Genomic DNA, 18,544 nt, shown 5'->3' with positions numbered 1-18,544 from the left:
TTTTATTATTTATTTTATTTGCATACTCTGATAAGCAAACAAAGTAGAACAGTAATTAACATAAAGCAGAGAAAAAACCGTTTAGTTAAGCCTAATATTATCAACTTTCTGATCCGGTACTCTGGGAGTATTTGTCCCAAGCGTAAAGGTAGAATCTTGACACTTTCATTAACAGCACTTTCTCAACTCAGGCTGCTCCCTCAAAATCAAATAGGTAAGTATTCGAAAGCGGGCTGTTTTTAACAAACATTGAATCATATTCTAGTAAGATCTCAGTGAAAAAATCCATTTTCCACTCTTACCCTCAACTCTATATCAAACCTTAGTATTTTTGCTCAACTAACTGTGGAGCCAAAATCAGGCCACTATACTGCGATGACTTCCTGAACTAGCGTCTATTTATTCATAATCATGAATAAATCCCTCTATTTATTATTCTTAACTTGATAACGTACCGGGCGATTGAGCTTCTTCACCACGCCATCATCAACAGCGCGTTTCAGCCATTCAGTTAACTGAGACTTATGAAGCTGAGTGCTTTCAACTAGCGTATCAAGGGTAACTGGCTTTTCAGCCAATTGTTGAAGCTCGGAGGCAAACAGCTGATAAAAATCGACAGGCCCTGCTGGCGTAGCTTCGCTTTTGGTTGCCTGCTCTGGAATAGTCTCAATATTTGCCTGACTTTTGCTAACGACTATTTCACGCTCTGACTCGATAACGTCTTCTTCAAGCTCAGATTGTGGCTCAGGACTAGACTGAGGCTGAAAAAACAATTCCGACTGAGCAGGCATGGAAAATAAATCGCCTATCTGCCCTTCTACCTGATTCTCACAGCCACCTTCATTACTCATTAAATCGGAAATAGTGAAGGCTTGAGAGTCTGCCTCCAGCCAACGACCACCTTTGGCAACCAAATCGGCATTCGCGGCATCTTTATCAGTCGTTTGTTTAACCCACAGAGGCACCCATGTTTTTTTCAGATTTTCTTCTGCACCGTTTAGTGTACCGCCTTTTTTACCTGAGTGAATCACCAGAGAGCTATCCGCAAGGCAATAGATATATTTATTGCGGGCCATAGCGTTACCTACACTGAATCCTGCCTCAGGGTAGAAAGGCGATACCAACACAGTATGACCATCCATTACCCCTTTTCGCCACTTGCTGCTGGTTGATGCCTTTAGCAGGCTATCGGCCATAATGCCGATCACCACTCCACCTTGTTTGATGGCACCCTGCATTACCGTTTCGTCGACCCCCCGTGCACCGCCAGAAACAATGGCAATACCCTCTACTGCGGCTTTCGCTCCTATCTGTTCGGTAAAGGCCAGATCAGGCTCACTGGCATTTCGCGAGCCAATAACCGCCAAGCCACCTGCATTTAACAAGGATTTATTACCGCAGCCAAATAACACCGGCGGACAATCGGTTTTCAACCGTTGCTTTAGGCGTTTTGGATATTCTGGATCTGAGCGGGTTACAACCCAGAGACCAGCCCGTTGCCATTTTTCCATAGCCAGTGCAAGGCTATGGCCACGACTCAACAATTCAATGATTCTCTCCATGCTGATACGCGCATCGTACCAACCATGCAGCAATGCTTTCGGGTCAGTCATCAACAAGTCGGCGGGAGTGGTGGACTTTTCTTTTAGCCATAAGGCAAAGCGTCCCCACTCCGTATTAGTCAGCGGCTTGGCAGCTTCGCTACTAGTTTTCGAAAAATAACTGGTCAGCAGCAAGGTCGCTTGCGCCGTAGGTGACAATAGAGTGGATTCAATCATGAGTCTTTCACCGAAGATGAAGCTAGTGCCACAGGATAAACTACTCCGCTGCCTGCTTGCTGTAAGAGTGCTGCAATGACCGTCAGCGTCCAGCCGGAGTCTACTATGTCATCAACTAACAAAACTGGCTGTTCCCTATAAAGCTGAGTTACAGCAAACGCGCCATCTAGATTGCGACATTGATGGAAACGATTCTGCTGGCCTTTTTGCGGCTGGTTGTCTTTGACTTTGCTAACTGCATCCACAAATGGTAGACCTAATCGTTCAGCCAGACGACGTGCAAAATCCGGAACCAGTTCAGGATGATTACGCGACGGCACGCAGCACACCCACTGTGGCGCAGGATTAAGCGGCCAACGTTGGTGAACCATTTCCGCCATGGCTTCAACCAACTCATCGCTGAAACGCCCGGCATACTTGTTGTCAGCAACCGTACTACCCCAGCCAGCATCCCCCCAGCGGGATAAAACACGGCCTTCTTGTGCGCGAAGTTGCTGGGGTAGATTACCATGAAAATCGTAATCCAGAAAGGAATTGGCCGCCACTTGTGCTTTAGGGGTAATCACCATTTCCGCGTGCTTAAGGAAGGTACCTGCACGATGCACCAAAGCAGGATCAATCGGAGTATTGATGACGGCCTGCCCTAGGCAAGATGAACATTTATTGCAAGGCGTAGGATCGAGATCATCCAGCGCCCGGCGCAGAAAAGTCATTTTGCAGCCAGTATCATTCAAATATGCCTGAACCTCTTGCCATTCGTTCTCCCGCTGCCCGGTTAAGTGAGCAATTCGGGCATGATCCATTTGGTAACGAACCGGTGTTCTAACCCAACGACTTCCGTCTTTAATGACAGGTGCAGGGTTTTCCACGCTCAGCAGCTTTAATACTTTTTCAATCTGGCCATGCCGAAGGTTGGTTTGCTCCTCAATGCTACGGATCGACACACCATCGTTCTGCTCTAGAACTGACAAGATCTCATTAACATGCTCCTCTGAAGGAAAAGCCGAGTCGCGGAAAAATTCATGAATATCCTGATCTTCAACACCCGACATCAACATCCCTACAGCATAAGTAATACCACGACCGGCGCGCCCTACCTGCTGATAATAGGCAACGATAGAGCCCGGCGCTTGATAGTGAATAACAAAACTTAAATCCGGTTTGTCGTAGCCCATCCCCAAGGCTGTGGTAGCTACTAATACCTTTAACTGGTTATTGAGCAGCAGTTCCTCCAGATACTGTCGATATAAGTTGCTATTTTCAAAACCATCTGCTTTAACGCTGCCGTGATAAGCTCTGGCGTCTATGCCATTATCACTTAACCATTCAGCTACCTGTTCGGCATCCCGTACTGTTAAGGTGTAAACGATACCTGTGTTCGGTAATGTAGGTATCACCTGCGCCAACCAAGCCAATCGAGAAGCCTGGTCGGGCAATATCATAGTCTGCAATGCAAGGCTTTCTCGGATCAACTGGCCTCGATGGATTTGAATAGTTCCAAGCTGAGTTTGAATATCCTCAACTACACGGTTATTAGCTGTTGCTGTAGTCCCCAGTACCGGCGTATTGGCAGGCAACTGGCGAAGAATATTCACTATTCGACGGTAATCGGGGCGAAAGTCATGACCCCAGTCCGAAATACAATGCGCTTCATCAATCACCATCAGAGCGATACGATCGGCAATGGGTTGTAACACGGTTTGGATAAAGTTGTCGTTGGCCAAGCGCTCAGGGGAAATCAACAAACAATCGATTTGATTATTCAGAACCCGCTGGGTCACCGCCTGCCAATCGTTTTGATTGCTTGAGTTCATGGTCTCGGCGACAATACCCAAACGCTGCGCCGATTCGATCTGGTTACGCATCAAAGCTAACAAAGGCGAAACGATAATAGTCGGTCCCATCCCCCGATCTCGGAATATTTTGGTGCTAATAAAATAAACCGAACTTTTACCCCAACCGGTGCGCTGCACCACTAACAGCTTTTGACGATGATTCACCAATGCATCAATAGCTTCCCATTGGCCATCGCGGAATTCGGCGGCAGGATTAGCTAAGGCAGCTTTTAGTAATTGTTGGGCTTGGGCTCGATTCATGATCACTCCTTGATTTACATGGTTAGCTCGTTACTCATAAGTTTGAGCCGTAGCTAGTCGTGGGCTTTAGGGCATCAGCAGATTTTCACAGTCGTTTTTCAATTACTTCGATGTTTTCCAGTTATGCCGTCGGGCCAAATTTCTAGTTATCGTCTGAACTACTGCTTGCTGATTTAATGACTTCACTCACTCTTGCTCGGTTGTGCTGGGCGGCGATATATTGCTCCAGCTCGCTTTGTTTAAATCGCCAGGAGTTACCAACTTTAAAGCCTGGTAGTTCACCACTTGCAGCCAAACGGTATATAGTCCGTTCATTCACCTTGAGGTAATCGGCCACGTCTTTGATAGTCAATATGGAGTTACTCATGACGAGATTCTTCACCAATGTCGAAAAAGTACCAAAATGTCAATATATAGGATCTGGAAGGGAGATCAAGTAAGAAAAACTTTCAGTCTTATTGATCACCAAACATTCTTTGGTAGTCTGCCTTATAATAGTTGACAGGTATGTTTTTGACCAATCCATTGATTATGTGATGGACGTTGTGACTGGTAAAATCCACTTTGATACTACTGGAAACATATTCGGACTATTAAAACCAGAAATGTACCATGGACATAATTTTCAAAATACCGATGAACTAACTGAAAAAATTGACGAATATATAGAGTATTACAATACCAAATGGGCCAACTCCAAACTAAAAAGCCTGACTCCGGTTGAATATCGAAATCAGGCCTTACAAGCCGCTTAGCTAAAAATGTCCAACTTTATGGGCACTTCACAATTAAAGGACTTTAATTTTCATTTATTAAAAATAACTCCAAGATAAATCCTAGAACGGAATATCGTCATCGAAGTCCATTGGTGGTTCATTGGTTTGTGGAGCAGGCGCTGATGAGCGTGCTGCAGGGGCTCCGCCGCCACTAAATTGCTGTGCTGCTTGTGGCTGCTGAGGTTGGCCCCAACCGCCTTGGCCGCCTTGACCTTGTGATGGTGCATCACCGCCACGGCCGCCTAACATTTGCATTGATCCACCGATATTCACAACAACTTCTGTCGAATAACGGTCTTGACCACTTTGGTCTTGCCATTTACGTGTTTGCAGAGAACCTTCGATATAGACTTGTGAACCTTTTTTCAGGTATTCACCTGCTACCTCAGCAAGTTTGCCGAAGATAACCACGCGGTGCCATTCGGTTTTTTCACGCATCTCACCGGTTTGCTTGTCACGCCAACTTTCAGAAGTTGCCAGAGTCAGGTTTGCCACAGCTCCGCCGTTAGGCATATAACGGATTTCTGGATCTTGTCCTAGGTTACCGATAAGAATTACTTTATTTACGCCTCTGCTGGCCATTTATTACTCCTGATGCATTGAATTTTAATCTCTGGATTAGCCGTGAAGTTTACCACGACCTCGCTTTTTTGCACCACGAAATTGAAACTACTGAGCGTTATTGCGAAACGCTTTCCAACTTTTGGTGAAATTCTACCGTGCCAATTTTCAGTATAGACATAAAATAATTCGCACAGCATCTATCTTTTCGATAAATTCAGATCGCTGTTTTTCTGTTTTTCTGTTTCACCATTAAAACCTTACTCTAAATAGTTCAAACAGTGGCTAGGCGGCAAGCGAAGATATCGCAGAGAGCAGCCAACACCGCCACGGTTTGAAATATGACGAGTAAAAATAAAGCGAAGGTATCGCGGGGAGCATACAAAAATATGTGACCTGCGTAGCTGAGAGCAGCTAACACCGCCACGGTTTGAAATATGACGAATAGGAAATACTGTATATCCATTCAGCCATAAATATGTGATAATAGTCTCTTGCGATTGTTCAATATCAAATCATCCGGGAAGTGGTAAATGGATAATATCGAAGTCCGCGGCGCACGCACGCATAATCTGAAAAACATCAATCTCATCATCCCTCGCGACAAACTCATTGTTATTACTGGGTTATCTGGTTCAGGGAAATCATCTTTAGCTTTTGATACCCTGTATGCAGAGGGTCAGCGCCGTTATGTTGAATCTTTATCTGCTTATGCTCGCCAGTTTCTTTCTTTAATGGAAAAACCGGATGTCGATCATATTGAAGGGTTATCCCCTGCGATTTCGATTGAACAAAAATCCACTTCACATAACCCACGTTCGACGGTCGGAACCATCACAGAAATTCATGACTATCTGCGGTTATTATTTGCACGTGTTGGTGAACCTCGCTGCCCTGATCACGACATACCACTTGCTGCTCAAACTGTTAGCCAGATGGTCGATAATGTTCTGGCTCAGCCCACCGATCGCCGAATGATGCTACTTGCGCCTGTCGTTAAAGAACGTAAAGGGGAGCACGTTAAGTTACTCGATAACTTAGCCAGTCAAGGTTATATCCGCGCCCGAATTGATGGAGAAGTTTGCGATCTATCCGACCCGCCAAAGCTCGAATTACAGAAAAAACATACGATTGAAGTGATTGTCGATCGTTTTAAAATTCGTGATGACATTGCTCAGCGTTTAGCTGAATCCTTTGAAACTGCATTAGATCTGTCTGGCGGTACCGCAATTGTTGCAGATATGGATGACGCCAATGCAGAAGAACTGGTTTTTTCTGCCAATTTTGCCTGTTCCGTTTGCGGCTACAGCATGGTGGAACTTGAACCTCGCCTATTTTCTTTTAACAACCCTGCAGGTGCCTGTCCGAGCTGTGATGGCTTAGGTGTTCAGCAGTTTTTTGACCCCGAAAGAGTCATTCAAAATACTGAAATCTCACTCGCGGGTGGTGCAATTCGGGGTTGGGATCGCCGTAATTTTTACTATTTCCAAATGCTGATGTCATTAGCTGAGCATTATAAATTTGATGTGGAAGCCCCTTATGACACTCTGAGCCCTGCCATTCAAAAAATTATTTTATACGGCTCAGGCAAAGAAACGATTGAGTTTAAATACCGTAATGATCGTGGTGACATCACCGTGCGCCGACACCCTTTTGAAGGCGTGCTCAATAATATGGAGCGTCGTTATAAAGAAACAGAATCAACGGCTGTCCGTGAAGAATTAGCGAAATATATCAGTAACCGTCCATGTGTTTCTTGCCATGGGACTCGCTTACGTAAAGAAGCACGCTTTGTATTTGTTGAAAATACGACATTGCCTGAAATCGCAGATTACAGCATTGGCCACGCAATGGAATTTTTCCAGAACCTAAAACTCACAGGTCAGCGCGCTCAAATCGCAGAAAAAGTTTTAAAAGAAATTGGCGATCGCCTGAAATTTCTCGTCAATGTTGGGCTTAATTATCTGACACTTTCACGTTCTGCTGACACCTTGTCTGGTGGTGAAGCACAACGCATTCGTTTAGCAAGCCAAATTGGTGCTGGTTTAGTGGGAGTGATGTATGTTCTTGATGAACCTTCAATTGGCTTACACCAACGGGATAATGATCGCTTACTTGAAACATTGATCCATCTTCGTGATCTAGGAAATACCGTGATCGTCGTTGAACATGACGAAGACGCGATCCGCGCTGCAGACCATGTGATTGATATCGGACCCGGTGCTGGGGTGCATGGTGGGCAAATTGTTGCCCAAGGAACACTGGAAGATATTGTCGCAAACCCAGATTCACTCACTGGTAAATTTTTAAGCGGTGAGCGCAGAATTGACATTCCACAAAAACGCGTTCCAATTAATAAAGATAAAATGCTGACGGTGTTTGGGGCAAAGGGCAATAACCTGAAGAATGTGACATTAAAAGTCCCTGTCGGGTTATTTACCTGCATCACTGGTGTGTCTGGCTCAGGTAAATCAACACTAATAAACGATACGCTATTCCCTATTGCTCAACGCCAATTAAATGGGGCAACCACCATCACCCCTGCCCCTTATTTGGATGTAGAAGGCTTAGAGCACTTTGACAAAGTCATTGATATTGACCAGAGCCCAATAGGCCGTACACCACGTTCCAACCCTGCTACCTATACCGGTGTTTTTACACCTGTTCGTGAATTATTTGCCGGTGTGCCTGAGTCTCGAACTCGTGGTTATAACCCAGGGCGCTTTAGCTTTAACGTTAAAGGCGGCCGATGCGAAGCTTGCCAAGGTGATGGCGTCATTAAGGTTGAAATGCACTTCTTACCTGATGTGTATGTCCCTTGTGACCAATGTAAAGGCAAACGCTATAACCGCGAAACACTAGAAATTAAATATAAAGGTAAAAATATCCATGAAGTGCTGGATATGACCATCGAAGAGTCTCGTGAATTCTTTGATGCCGTACCTGCCCTTGCTCGCAAGCTACAAACCCTGATGGACGTTGGTTTATCCTATATCCGTCTCGGCCAATCAGCAACGACGCTATCCGGTGGTGAAGCACAACGTGTGAAATTAGCCAAAGAGCTATCCAAACGCGGAACAGGGCAAACTATCTATATATTGGATGAACCGACAACAGGCCTGCACTTTGCTGATATCCAGCAACTTTTGGTCGTTTTACATCAACTTCGTGACCAAGGAAACACCATTGTAGTGATTGAGCACAACCTTGATGTGATTAAAACGGCAGACTGGATTGTTGATTTAGGCCCTGAAGGAGGGAGCGGTGGCGGTGAAATTTTAATTGCCGGCACACCAGAAGAAGTGGCTGAGTGCAAAAAATCTCACACTGCAAGGTTCTTAAAAACGATTTTAGAACGCGGCTACTAAGTAAAAAGGCCATTAAAAAATAAGTAAGAAGATTATCAGGGAGTATTTTGCTCCCTGATAATTATTACGATAGCTAAGAGTTATTAGCTAACCGCAGCAAATGCTTCCACAATACGTTTAACATTATGGCGATTGACGCCTGCCATACAAACACGGCCAGTTCCAACCAAGTAAACCGCAAATTCGTCTTTCAGGCGAGCCACTTGCTCTTTAGAAAAACCAGTGTAACTGAACATACCGCGTTGCTTTAACAAGTGGTCGAAATTGTGGTTTGGTAATGCTTTTTTCAGCTCATCAACCAGTACCGTACGCATGTCTAAAATACGCAAACGCATCTCTTCCACTTCTGCTAACCATTTGGCTTTTTCTGCGCTATTGGTTAATACCGCTGCAACAATTTTTGCGCCATTCGATGGCGGGCTTGAGTATAAGCGACGAACGCCCGCTTTTAACTGACCTAATACACGGTCGCGCTCATCTGGGTTTTCGCAAATAACGGATAGCCCTCCGGCACGTTCACCGTAAATACCAAAGATTTTAGAGAATGAATTGCTAACGAACACAGGCAAGCCAGCTTTAACCATCGTTCGGATAGCGTAAGCATCTTCATTAATGCCTTCTGCAAAACCTTGATAAGCAATATCTAAAAATGGGATCAGTTTACGCTCTAATGCCACCTTTGTGACTTCATCCCATTGTGCAGGAGTCAGGTCGGAGCCTGTTGGGTTATGGCAGCACGGGTGCATTAGGATGATGCTATTAGCAGGTAATTTTTTGAATGTTGCTAACATTTCATCAAATTTAACGCCTTTAGTTTTTTCATCAAAGTATGGGTAATAATGCACTTTTGTACCCGCACCTGAAAAAATAGAAGCATGGTTTTCCCAAGTTGGGTCACTGCACCACACTTCGGAATCTGGATAATATTGATGTAAAAAATCTGCACCAATTTTCAATGCACCAGAACCACCAATGGTTTGCACAGTAGCAATACGCTCTTGTGCAATTAATGGGCAATCCTCACCAAATACTAATTTTTGCAATTCAGTACGGTAATCTTTCAAACCTTCCATAGGCAAATACAGTGATGCGCTTGCTGGCAGTTTATTTAACGCTGCTTTTGCCGTACCGACTGTCGCCAGTTCAGGGGTTTTCCCTTCACCATCATAGTAAAGACCGATACTCAAATTAATTTTATTTTCACGAGTGTCTTTATTAAATTCATCCATTAACGACAGAATTGGGTCGCCCGGATAAGCATCAACATGTTCGAACACAGGACATCTCCTAATCATTATTTTACGCTAAATAAACCAAGCGATGATTTGCCCTATTTAGCGCCATTTTTACGTTGTTATCTGAAAATAACCCTTTGCTGGCTATTCGTCTACATATTCCATTGCAACTCTAGAGGTTAACTTTGTCAGCAACTCATAGTTGATAATACCCGTTTGTGTGGCAATTTCTTCAACCGGTAGTTGATTTCCCCACAAAATAACGTCATCACCCACTTTATCATTGGCATTTAACCCTAAATCCACCACGGTCATATCCATGGAAATTCGCCCAACAATAGGCACTTTTCGTCCATTAATTAACACGGGTGTACCTGAAGGTACGTTACGTGGATAACCATCACCATAGCCGATTGCAACAACACCAAGCAGAGTCTCTTTATCACTGCACCATGTTTCACCGTAACCTACACATTGCCCTGCCGCATGTTTCCTAACCGCAATTAATGTTGATTTTAGTGTCATCGCGGGAAGTAAACCGAAGTCTTGTGCACTTTTCCCCTCTTGTGGCGAAGCGCCATACATCATGATCCCTGGACGTACCCAGTCATAATGAGCTTCTGGCCAAAGTAAAATCCCCGCGGAGGCCGCAATGGATTTTTCCCCCTCTTTATCAGCAATAAACTGTTTAAAGCAGGCAATTTGTTTTTCAGTTGTCGGTAAATGGGGGGCATCCGCTTGGCAAAAATGACTAACAATGTTGATAGGAAGCTGAACTTGTTGGCAGCGTTGTAAACGTTGATAAAAGCCTTCAGCATCTTTAGGGAGGACACCTAGGCGGTGCATGCCTGTATCTAATTTCATCCAAACTTTAAGAGGATAAGGCAATTTGGTGGCCTCTAGCATTTCAAGTTGTTCAATACAGTGGATCACGGTATCAATCTGGTTTTCTGCCATCAACAACAAGTCAGACTGCTCAAAAAAACCTTCCAGTAACACAATCGGTTTTACCACACCATGTTGCCGCAGCAATAGCGCCTCGTTGAGCCTTGCCACCCCAAAGCCATCCACCAGCTCTTCTACTGCCTGACCAACCCCTACTAACCCATGACCATAAGCGTTTGCTTTGACAACTGCAATCATTTGGCTATTTGGTGCAATTTCTTTCACCCGTTGCAAGTTGTGTCGCAGAGCGCGGCGGTTTATCAATGCGGTTGCCGCTTTCATTGTTTCCTCGTTCTTTTTCTCTAAACCCGCTAAAAATTAAGCTGCCCTTTGGCAGCCCAATATGTTCTCTATTTGTTATACGCTAAAAAATATCAATTTCCATTCGATATTATTTTTATGGATCATTTAATTTTAATACGCTAGTTCCAATACTCTAAATAGTTTGCGTTGTCGCTAGGCGGCGATTGAGCTAAGCCTAGGAGCATACACAAGTATGTGACTAGGATTAGGGAATGAAGCCAACACCGCGACAGCGCGAAATATGACGAGTATTTATGAGGAGTATTTAGTCCTCGTCGTTATAAGCCGGCCCCGCATAATTATCGAAGCGCGACCACTGCCCATTAAACGTCAACCGCACTGTACCAATTGGCCCGTTACGCTGTTTACCTAATATAATCTCAGCAACGCCTTTGAGCTCACTATTATCGTGATAAACTTCATCGCGGTAGATAAACATAATCAAGTCCGCATCTTGCTCGATAGACCCTGATTCACGTAAATCCGAGTTAACTGGGCGTTTATCAGCACGTTGCTCAAGGCTTCGGTTCAACTGAGACAGTGCCACCACCGGTACATTTAATTCTTTCGCTAACGCCTTAAGTGAACGTGAAATTTCGGCAATTTCTAACGTACGGTTGTCAGAAAGCGCAGGAACTCGCATCAATTGTAGGTAGTCAATCATGATCAAACTTAAACCACCATGTTCACGGTAAATACGCCTCGCACGTGAACGAACCTCTGTGGGAGTCAGGCCCGAAGAGTCATCGATGTACATATTGCGCTTTTCCATCAAAATACCCATCGTGCTTGAAATTCGCGCCCAATCCTCATCATCAAGTTGCCCAGTACGAATACGGGTTTGGTCAACACGGGATAATGATGCCAACATACGCATCATGATTTGGTTACCTGGCATCTCTAAACTGAAGATTAAAACCGGTTTTTCTTCCGTCATCGCCGCGTTTTCGCACAAGTTCATTGCAAAAGTGGTTTTCCCCATCGATGGACGAGCGGCCACAATAATTAAATCAGAACCTTGTAAACCTGCAGTTTTTTTATCGAGGTCTTGGTAACCTGTTGAAACCCCAGTAACACCGTCGTGAGGCTGCTGGTAAAGTTGCTCAATTTTTTCAACAGTTTCCGACAAAATGGCTTCAATGCCTTTCGGCCCTTCATCTTTATTCGCTCTTGATTCGGCAATTTGGAAAACTTTAGTTTCGGCTAAATCGAGGAGGTCTTCACTGCTTCGCCCTTGTGGGTCATAACCTGCATCCGCAATTTCATTAGCAACAGAAATCATATCGCGAACTATCGCACGTTCGCGGACGATGTCTGCATAAGCATTAATATTCGCCGCACTTGGCGTATTTTTAGATAGCTCAGCCAAATAAGCAAAACCACCGACGCTATCTAATTCACCCTGTTGTTCTAGTGATTCCGATAGAGTAATAAGGTCAATAGGTTTGCCTTGCTCAAGCAAAAATTGCATTTGCGAGAAAATAGTGCGGTGGGGTCGGCTAAAGAAATCAGCATGAGTCACACGTTCAGAAACGGTATCCCAACGCTCGTTATCTAACATTAACCCCCCTAAAACAGACTGCTCCGCTTCGAGAGAATGAGGAGGAAGTTTTAACCCTTCCATTTGGTGGTCTCGTGGGGCATCCGTTTTGAAATTTGATGAGGGTTTTTTAGCCATACATTAATATCCAAGTCTATAATTAACGATCTGCGCTTAGTATACGCCAATCTTATTTTTTTGTGGTTTTCTTTGCATCTTTACGCAAAGTCATCACAAGATAAAATACCTCACTGAAAGCACAAACCTATAATTCTTCTGATTGAAACATGGCGTTATGATAAAACGATTGTTATTGTAATTAAAATGAATGGTTCTTATTGGAGATTGTCATGGCAAAACGTATTGAGTTCGCGCAACATGGCGGCGCTGACGTCCTTAACTTGGTAGATTACTCCCCAGCAAATCCAGCAGATAACGAAATTCAAATTGAAAACCGTGCTATCGGGATTAACTTTATTGACACCTATGTCCGCAGTGGTTTATACCCTGTCGCTAATCTGCCTTGTGGTCTTGGTACAGAAGCAGCGGGTGTTGTTGTAAAAACCGGTGCTCATGTCACAGGTTTCAAGCCCGGTGACCGTGTCGTTTATGCGCAAGGCCCACTAGGTGCTTATAGCGAAGTCCACAATGTTCCTGAAAATGCGGTCGCTCACCTCCCAGATGGTATTACGTTTGAACAAGCCGCAGCCAGCTCATTAAAAGGTATGACGGTTTATTATTTATTCCATCAGACATATCAACTGAAACGTGACGAAATCTTTCTGTTCCATGCCGCTGCAGGCGGTGTTGGGCTGATAGCTTGCCAGTGGGCAAATGCACTAGGCGCTAAGATGATAGGCACAGTGGGTTCTGCAGATAAAGCGTTAAGAGCCAAAGATGCCGGAGCATGGGAAGTCATCAATTACCAAACAGAAGACATTGCAGCTCGCGTGAAAGAAATCACGAATGGCGAAAAAGTGAATGTAGCGTATGACTCTGTTGGTCAATCCACATGGCTTGCCTCATTAGACTCACTCAAACGCCGTGGCTTGATGGTTAGCTTTGGTAACGCCTCAGGCCCTGTCACTGGCGTGAATTTGGGGATCTTAAACCAAAAAGGCGGGTTATACGTTACTCGCCCATCGTTAGGCGTTTATGTGACTAACCGTGCTGAGCTAGACCAAGCTAGTAATGCCTTATTTGATATGATTTTAAGCGGTAAAGTGAATGTGGATGTACCGCAATCACAAATTTTTGCTTTAAAAGATGCACAAAAAGCGCATGTCACTATCGAATCGAGAAAAACCCAAGGTTCGAGTTTGTTAATTCCATAATCAGCCATATGACAGCCAAAAAGCGCCAATTGGCGCTTTTTTTCCCATATGTAGCTATTCACCGCGAGTGACAAACTCCAGAGCTTGCTCAACAACGGCTAGATCCGCCCCTTTTTTATGCGCATTTTCACTTAAATGCCGACGCCATTGGCGCGCACCAGGAATACCTTGGAAAATCCCTAACATATGCCGCGTCATATGACCTAAATAGGCGCCCTTTGTTAATTCATTTTCTATATAAGGGTACATCGCCCTAACTGCATCAACACCATTGGTGATAGGAAAGTGCTCACCAAACAATTGGTTATCAACTGCTGTTAAAATAGACGGGTTTTGATAAGCTTCACGCCCCACCATCACACCATCTAAATGTTGAAGATGCTGTTTGGCTTCTTCTAACGTTTTAATACCGCCATTAATGGCCATCGTCAGATGTGGGAAATCACGTTTTAATTGATAAACTCGCGGATAATCTAATGGTGGGATTTCGCGATTTTCTTTTGGGCTAAGGCCGGATAGCCATGCTTTACGCGCATGGATAATAAACATCTCACAACCGCCTTTATCAGAAACGATTTCAATAAAATCACATAAAAACGCGTAGCTGTCTTGCTCATCAATACCAATACGGGTTTTTACGGTCACCGGGATAGAAACCACGTCTTGCATGGCTTTCACGCAATCAGCAACCAATTGGGCATCACCCATTAAACAGGCACCAAAACGCCCATTTTGTACGCGATCTGATGGGCATCCGACATTTAAATTAATTTCATCATAACCACGTTCTTGCGCCAGCTTGGCACATTGTGCCAATGCGGCTGGGTCGCTACCACCGAGCTGTAGTGCTACCGGATGTTCTTCCTCACTAAAGGCAAGATAGTCCCCTTTTCCGAAAATAATCGCCCCTGTTGTGACCATTTCAGTATACAGCAAGGTGTTTTTGCTTAATAAACGATGAAAATAACGGCAATGGCGATCTGTCCAATCGAGCATAGGCGCAACGGAAAATCTATTAATGTTCTTATAGCCTATCACACCTTGAAAGCCCTTGTTTTTACTGTTTTTTATATTTGTCGTGTTTCCGTGCATTTTGACCTATTTTAGTGTATTTTTGCTTTATCAGGACACCAGTGAGGACACCTTGAATTTGGTGTCCTCAGTGTCTAAATCTGTCATGGAAAATATTAAGATGGCTTATTATAGCATAGACAAAAGAATGAGAGCAGATGGTACTGTGCGATATCGCTGCTCGGTTAGTATCAAAAAAGACGGCAAAAGAATTTATAACGAAAGCAAGACATTCACAAAGCAAGCCCATGCTAAAACATGGGGCTCAAAACGTGTTATTGAATTGGAACAGTCAGGGATCCCCAACCCTAACGATGTTAATAAAATAACTGTTGGTGAACTAATTTATAAATACATCAATGATCCTAATCTAGGCGGTAAAGCAGGCCGCACAAAAACCTATGTTTTAAATATGCTGCTTGATTCAGACATATCAAAACTACTTCTAAACGAATTATCTATTAATCATATTATCGAACATTGCCGCTATAGAAATGCTGCTGGCGCTAGCCCATCCACTGTAAATCATGATGTCAGTTATTTGGGGTCAGTACTGCAATCAGCGAAACCTGTGTATGGAATTGAGTATACTAAAAATCTAACTCTTGAAGCTAGGCCACTACTTAATCAAATGGGGTTAATTGGTAAATCCAATAGAAGAAGTCGCAGACCTGTTAATGACGAACTAAAAAGGCTGGAAGAGGCATTAAAAAAACGAAGTGAACATAGAGGCGCTCATATCCCATATATAGACATTCTAGAGTTCTCTATTCTTTCATGCATGCGTATTGGTGAAGTCTGTAAAATAAGATGGGAAGATGTTGACTACAATACGCGCTCCGTTATTGTTAGAGATAGAAAGGATCCCCGTAAAAAAGCTGGAAACCATATGTTTGTTCCATTACTTGGTAATGCATGGGAAATTTTACTTCGACAAGAAAAGAAAGATGATCGAATTTTTCCATATAACTCAAGATCTGTTTCGGCAGGCTTTCAGCGTGTTAGAAATAAATTAGGAATTGAGGATCTAAGATATCACGACTTAAGGCGAGAGGGGGCTAGTAGGTTGTTTGAGGCTGGTTTCAATATTGCTGAGGTTGCTCAAGTGACAGGGCATAGATCTTTAAACGTACTATGGCAAGTTTATACTGAACTTTTCCCTAATACGTTGCATGGAAAGTATGAAGAACTTATCAAAAAATAATTTTTATCCCCATAAATATTGCAACTCTCTTCATTACTGTATATAAATACTGTATAAAAATACAGTAAAAAGGAGTTGCAATTATGCCTCGTATTGAGATTCTCTTTGATAAAGAAGTTAGCAATAAACCTTCCGAAAAAGTACGCAATGCCCTACGTGAGCAGGTAATACAAAAGGTGGGTAATAAATACGGCCCTCTAAATGTCAGAGTAGCGTTAAGCTCGTCAACATCATTAGTGGTCACAGGCGCTAAAAACGAAGACGCAGCAAAAGAAATTAATCAAATTATCGAAGACATTTGGCTTGATGACTCATGGGTGCCAGCATGAAAAAAATATAAATTTTTTATTCTGAGCTAATAAAGAGATATTAAATATAATGAGAAGTCATCTATAAAGAGGTGACTTTATCTATTTTTTTTTAAATTTATTTTTGGTATCATGTAGTTATGTCTATATTAACTATTAAAAAACCATCAGTAAAATGAAAACAAAAGAATTTAGAAAGGATATCAATGGATTGAGAGCAATCGCAGTACTTGCTGTAATTATCTTTCATTACAATAATAACTGGTTAACAGGTGGTTTTTCAGGCGTTGATGTATTTTTTGTCATATCGGGTTTTTTAATGACAAAAATAATTTATTCAAAGCTAGATAAAAATAATTTTTCACTGCTTACTTTTATAAAACATAGATTTGCTAGAATAGTTCCTGCTCTGACGGCTGTAGTTTTTGTTTTTTTATTACTTGGATATGTGTTTTTTGAGCCGTTATCCTACCAACTAATGGGTAAGCATGCGTTAAGCTCCTTGTTATTTTATTCTAACTTAGCTTATCAAAATGAAGCCGGTTATTTCGACATTGAATCAATCAACAAAATATTTTTACACTCTTGGAGCTTATCTATTGAGTGGCAATTTTATATGCTATACCCTCTAATGTTGATAGTTTTATTTAAACTAACTAAAAAAGAAAATATAAGAAGAATAATTTTATTTTTTTCAATAATATTATTTATTGTTAATATAATAAATTCTATTTACATCAGCGATAAGACTTACTTTATGTTATCTTCTAGAGCTTGGGAGATGCTCGTAGGAGGTATCGCATATCTATATCCAATGAGATTTAACTCTAAGTGCAAATATATAGAGCTACTAGGGGTCTTACTTATTATTCTTGGGTATTTATTTTTATCGCCTACCCTTTTATGGCCTTCATTTTATGCCTTAATTCCTGTTATTGGGGCATTTTTAGTTATATCTCAGCCTAAAGAAAAATCCATCTTAAGTAATTTTTCATTTCAATGGATAGGTGTTTTATCGTATTCGCTATATTTAGTGCATTGGCCTATCCTTGTTTTTTTAAATCAATCAAATATAAAGATAAACTTCATTTTTTATTTATTAATAGTTTTATTTTCTTCGCTACTACTGCATTTCAGTGTGGAAAGAAAACGAATTTCATCCTTAAAAATGCTAATTGTGTTTTTTATCGTGGTCGGGTTGTCATTTTATGTAAGCAAAGATGGAATAAGTAAAAGGCTAAGCAATAAAGAATTCGGATTATCTTTACCTAATTTTAGAGGGAAATATGAAGGTCATATAGGTATTGGTGATAAAGAAGAACCATATTATTTTAATTCAAATGAAAATAATTTTGATTACATATTGATTGGGGATAGTCATGCCAAACATCTATATTACTATATACAAAATTCTGACAAGAAAGTTGTGTCATTCGCACTAGATGGCTGCAAAAGTACAAAAGATTTTTATTCAAATTACAACAAAAAAATTTGTGAACCTAGATATAGTAAAATAATAGAATTTATAAATAAACATCCTAATAAAAAGATACTATGGTCCACTGCATGGATTGATCGTGGTAATGGATTGAAGCAGCGAGGAACCTTAAGTACATTTGATCTAAAAGAGCAAATTGTATCATTCATAAGTGATGTCAAAGGATCTGAACTATTTATAATAGGTAGCACTCCTAACACTGGCTATATAACGTATCAATGTTTAGCTAAAAAAGAATTACCTATCAATAAGATAATTCATAGTATATCTTGCCCCACTACAGTTAAAAATACTATCTCTGATATCGATAGGGATATCATAAAGTTACCTCAAATGTATGATAATGTTCATTACATTAATGCAGCCATGAGTATTTGTAATTCCACAGACTGCACCATTATTGATGGTAACACGCCTTTATTTACAGATACTAATCACTTAACGAAGCATGGCTCATCAATCGTTGGAAAATATATTTTTGATGAAATCGCCAAATTTAATTAATGTTAATGAAGGTGGCTTTTGCC

14 protein-coding genes are annotated in these 18,544 nt (G+C 42.1%); 6 read left to right on the top strand and 8 right to left on the bottom strand.

The features are described from left to right. Nucleotides 1–425: 425 nt before the first annotated feature. From PSF67_RS08695 to PSF67_RS08685, 3 genes are all read right to left on the bottom strand, one after another. Complete coding sequence (locus tag PSF67_RS08695; protein WP_195698157.1) at nucleotides 426–1,778, bottom strand: DNA-processing protein DprA; 1,353 nt, start codon at nucleotides 1,776–1,778, stop codon at nucleotides 426–428. Then, entirely contained in the window at nucleotides 1,775–3,874 is a 2,100-nt protein-coding gene (locus PSF67_RS08690; RefSeq protein ID WP_272676780.1) for a RecQ family ATP-dependent DNA helicase, read from the bottom strand. Before PSF67_RS08690 ends, PSF67_RS08695 begins: the two co-directional genes overlap by 4 nt. Before the next feature lie 142 nt (nucleotides 3,875–4,016). After that, nucleotides 4,017–4,241 (bottom strand): helix-turn-helix domain-containing protein, encoded by a 225-nt coding sequence (locus tag PSF67_RS08685; protein WP_272676779.1) that lies wholly within the window; start codon nucleotides 4,239–4,241, stop codon nucleotides 4,017–4,019. A gap of 178 nt (nucleotides 4,242–4,419) precedes the next feature. Between PSF67_RS08685 and PSF67_RS08680 the strand changes: the two genes are divergently transcribed. Then, a complete protein-coding gene (locus PSF67_RS08680) occupies nucleotides 4,420–4,629 on the top strand; it encodes an IS3 family transposase (RefSeq protein ID WP_166267323.1) in 210 nt (69 codons plus the stop codon). Between the two features lie 81 nt (nucleotides 4,630–4,710). On the opposite strand, the gene PSF67_RS08675 is transcribed toward PSF67_RS08680, so the two are convergent. Further along, nucleotides 4,711–5,232 carry a single-stranded DNA-binding protein gene (locus tag PSF67_RS08675; RefSeq protein ID WP_102139105.1) on the bottom strand — a complete coding sequence of 174 codons (522 nt, stop codon included), beginning with the start codon at nucleotides 5,230–5,232 and terminating at the stop codon, nucleotides 4,711–4,713. Between the two features lie 512 nt (nucleotides 5,233–5,744). Between PSF67_RS08675 and uvrA the strand changes: the two genes are divergently transcribed. Further along, the gene (gene uvrA / locus PSF67_RS08670) at nucleotides 5,745–8,579 is read left to right on the top strand and encodes an excinuclease ABC subunit UvrA (protein ID WP_102139106.1); all 2,835 of its coding nucleotides are present in this window, start codon (nucleotides 5,745–5,747) and stop codon (nucleotides 8,577–8,579) included. A gap of 83 nt (nucleotides 8,580–8,662) precedes the next feature. On the opposite strand, the gene PSF67_RS08665 is transcribed toward uvrA, so the two are convergent. From PSF67_RS08665 to dnaB, 3 genes are all read right to left on the bottom strand, one after another. Further along, nucleotides 8,663–9,856 (bottom strand): amino acid aminotransferase, encoded by a 1,194-nt coding sequence (locus PSF67_RS08665; protein WP_166267309.1) that lies wholly within the window; start codon nucleotides 9,854–9,856, stop codon nucleotides 8,663–8,665. A 102-nt stretch (nucleotides 9,857–9,958) separates the two neighbouring features. Then, on the bottom strand, nucleotides 9,959–11,041 hold the full coding sequence (alr, locus tag PSF67_RS08660) for an alanine racemase (RefSeq protein WP_210848954.1): 1,083 nt from the start codon (nucleotides 11,039–11,041) through the stop codon (nucleotides 9,959–9,961). Nucleotides 11,042–11,327: 286 nt separating this feature from the next. Further along, nucleotides 11,328–12,740, bottom strand: coding sequence for a replicative DNA helicase (dnaB, locus tag PSF67_RS08655; protein WP_004260904.1), 1,413 nt, complete (start codon nucleotides 12,738–12,740; stop codon nucleotides 11,328–11,330). 212 nt (nucleotides 12,741–12,952) lie between these two features. Between dnaB and PSF67_RS08650 the strand changes: the two genes are divergently transcribed. Further along, the gene (locus tag PSF67_RS08650; protein WP_272676778.1) at nucleotides 12,953–13,936 is read left to right on the top strand and encodes a quinone oxidoreductase; all 984 of its coding nucleotides are present in this window, start codon (nucleotides 12,953–12,955) and stop codon (nucleotides 13,934–13,936) included. 54 nt (nucleotides 13,937–13,990) lie between these two features. Here the strand turns inward: PSF67_RS08650 and dusA are convergent, their stop codons facing one another. Then, the gene (gene dusA / locus PSF67_RS08645) at nucleotides 13,991–15,028 is read right to left on the bottom strand and encodes a tRNA dihydrouridine(20/20a) synthase DusA (protein WP_272676777.1); all 1,038 of its coding nucleotides are present in this window, start codon (nucleotides 15,026–15,028) and stop codon (nucleotides 13,991–13,993) included. Nucleotides 15,029–15,128: 100 nt separating this feature from the next. Between dusA and PSF67_RS08640 the strand changes: the two genes are divergently transcribed. The 3 genes from PSF67_RS08640 (at nucleotide 15,129) to PSF67_RS08630 (ending at nucleotide 18,521) form a co-directional block, all read left to right on the top strand. Next, the gene (locus PSF67_RS08640; RefSeq protein WP_166185038.1) at nucleotides 15,129–16,211 is read left to right on the top strand and encodes a tyrosine-type recombinase/integrase; all 1,083 of its coding nucleotides are present in this window, start codon (nucleotides 15,129–15,131) and stop codon (nucleotides 16,209–16,211) included. Nucleotides 16,212–16,294: 83 nt separating this feature from the next. Beyond that, entirely contained in the window at nucleotides 16,295–16,540 is a 246-nt protein-coding gene (locus PSF67_RS08635) for a DinI-like family protein (RefSeq protein WP_140179000.1), read from the top strand. A 154-nt stretch (nucleotides 16,541–16,694) separates the two neighbouring features. Further along, nucleotides 16,695–18,521, top strand: a complete 1,827-nt coding sequence (locus PSF67_RS08630) for an acyltransferase family protein (RefSeq protein ID WP_166184955.1) — start codon at nucleotides 16,695–16,697, stop codon at nucleotides 18,519–18,521. Nucleotides 18,522–18,544 lie beyond the last annotated feature (23 nt).

Source organism: Providencia sp. PROV076 (genome assembly GCF_028483405.1).
Classification (GTDB): Bacteria; Pseudomonadota; Gammaproteobacteria; order Enterobacterales; family Enterobacteriaceae; genus Providencia; species Providencia huaxiensis.
Note: the sequence above shows the minus strand (reverse complement) of the source record. Positions and strands in the feature narration are given on the sequence as shown.

What these genes read in the sequence shown, in the direction of transcription:
- PSF67_RS08685 (WP_272676779.1), bottom strand. Translation starts at nt 4,241, where the DNA reads ATGAGTAACTCCATATTGACTATCAAAGACGTGGCCGATTACCTCAAG.
- PSF67_RS08635 (WP_140179000.1), top strand. Translation starts at nt 16,295, where the DNA reads ATGCCTCGTATTGAGATTCTCTTTGATAAAGAAGTTAGCAATAAACCT.
- dnaB (WP_004260904.1), bottom strand. Translation starts at nt 12,740, where the DNA reads ATGGCTAAAAAACCCTCATCAAATTTCAAAACGGATGCCCCACGAGAC.
- PSF67_RS08695 (WP_195698157.1), bottom strand. Translation starts at nt 1,778, where the DNA reads ATGATTGAATCCACTCTATTGTCACCTACGGCGCAAGCGACCTTGCTG.
- alr (WP_210848954.1), bottom strand. Translation starts at nt 11,041, where the DNA reads ATGAAAGCGGCAACCGCATTGATAAACCGCCGCGCTCTGCGACACAAC.
- PSF67_RS08650 (WP_272676778.1), top strand. Translation starts at nt 12,953, where the DNA reads ATGGCAAAACGTATTGAGTTCGCGCAACATGGCGGCGCTGACGTCCTT.
- PSF67_RS08630 (WP_166184955.1), top strand. Translation starts at nt 16,695, where the DNA reads ATGAAAACAAAAGAATTTAGAAAGGATATCAATGGATTGAGAGCAATC.
- dusA (WP_272676777.1), bottom strand. Translation starts at nt 15,028, where the DNA reads ATGCACGGAAACACGACAAATATAAAAAACAGTAAAAACAAGGGCTTT.
- PSF67_RS08690 (WP_272676780.1), bottom strand. Translation starts at nt 3,874, where the DNA reads ATGAATCGAGCCCAAGCCCAACAATTACTAAAAGCTGCCTTAGCTAAT.
- PSF67_RS08675 (WP_102139105.1), bottom strand. Translation starts at nt 5,232, where the DNA reads ATGGCCAGCAGAGGCGTAAATAAAGTAATTCTTATCGGTAACCTAGGA.
- PSF67_RS08640 (WP_166185038.1), top strand. Translation starts at nt 15,129, where the DNA reads ATGGCTTATTATAGCATAGACAAAAGAATGAGAGCAGATGGTACTGTG.
- uvrA (WP_102139106.1), top strand. Translation starts at nt 5,745, where the DNA reads ATGGATAATATCGAAGTCCGCGGCGCACGCACGCATAATCTGAAAAAC.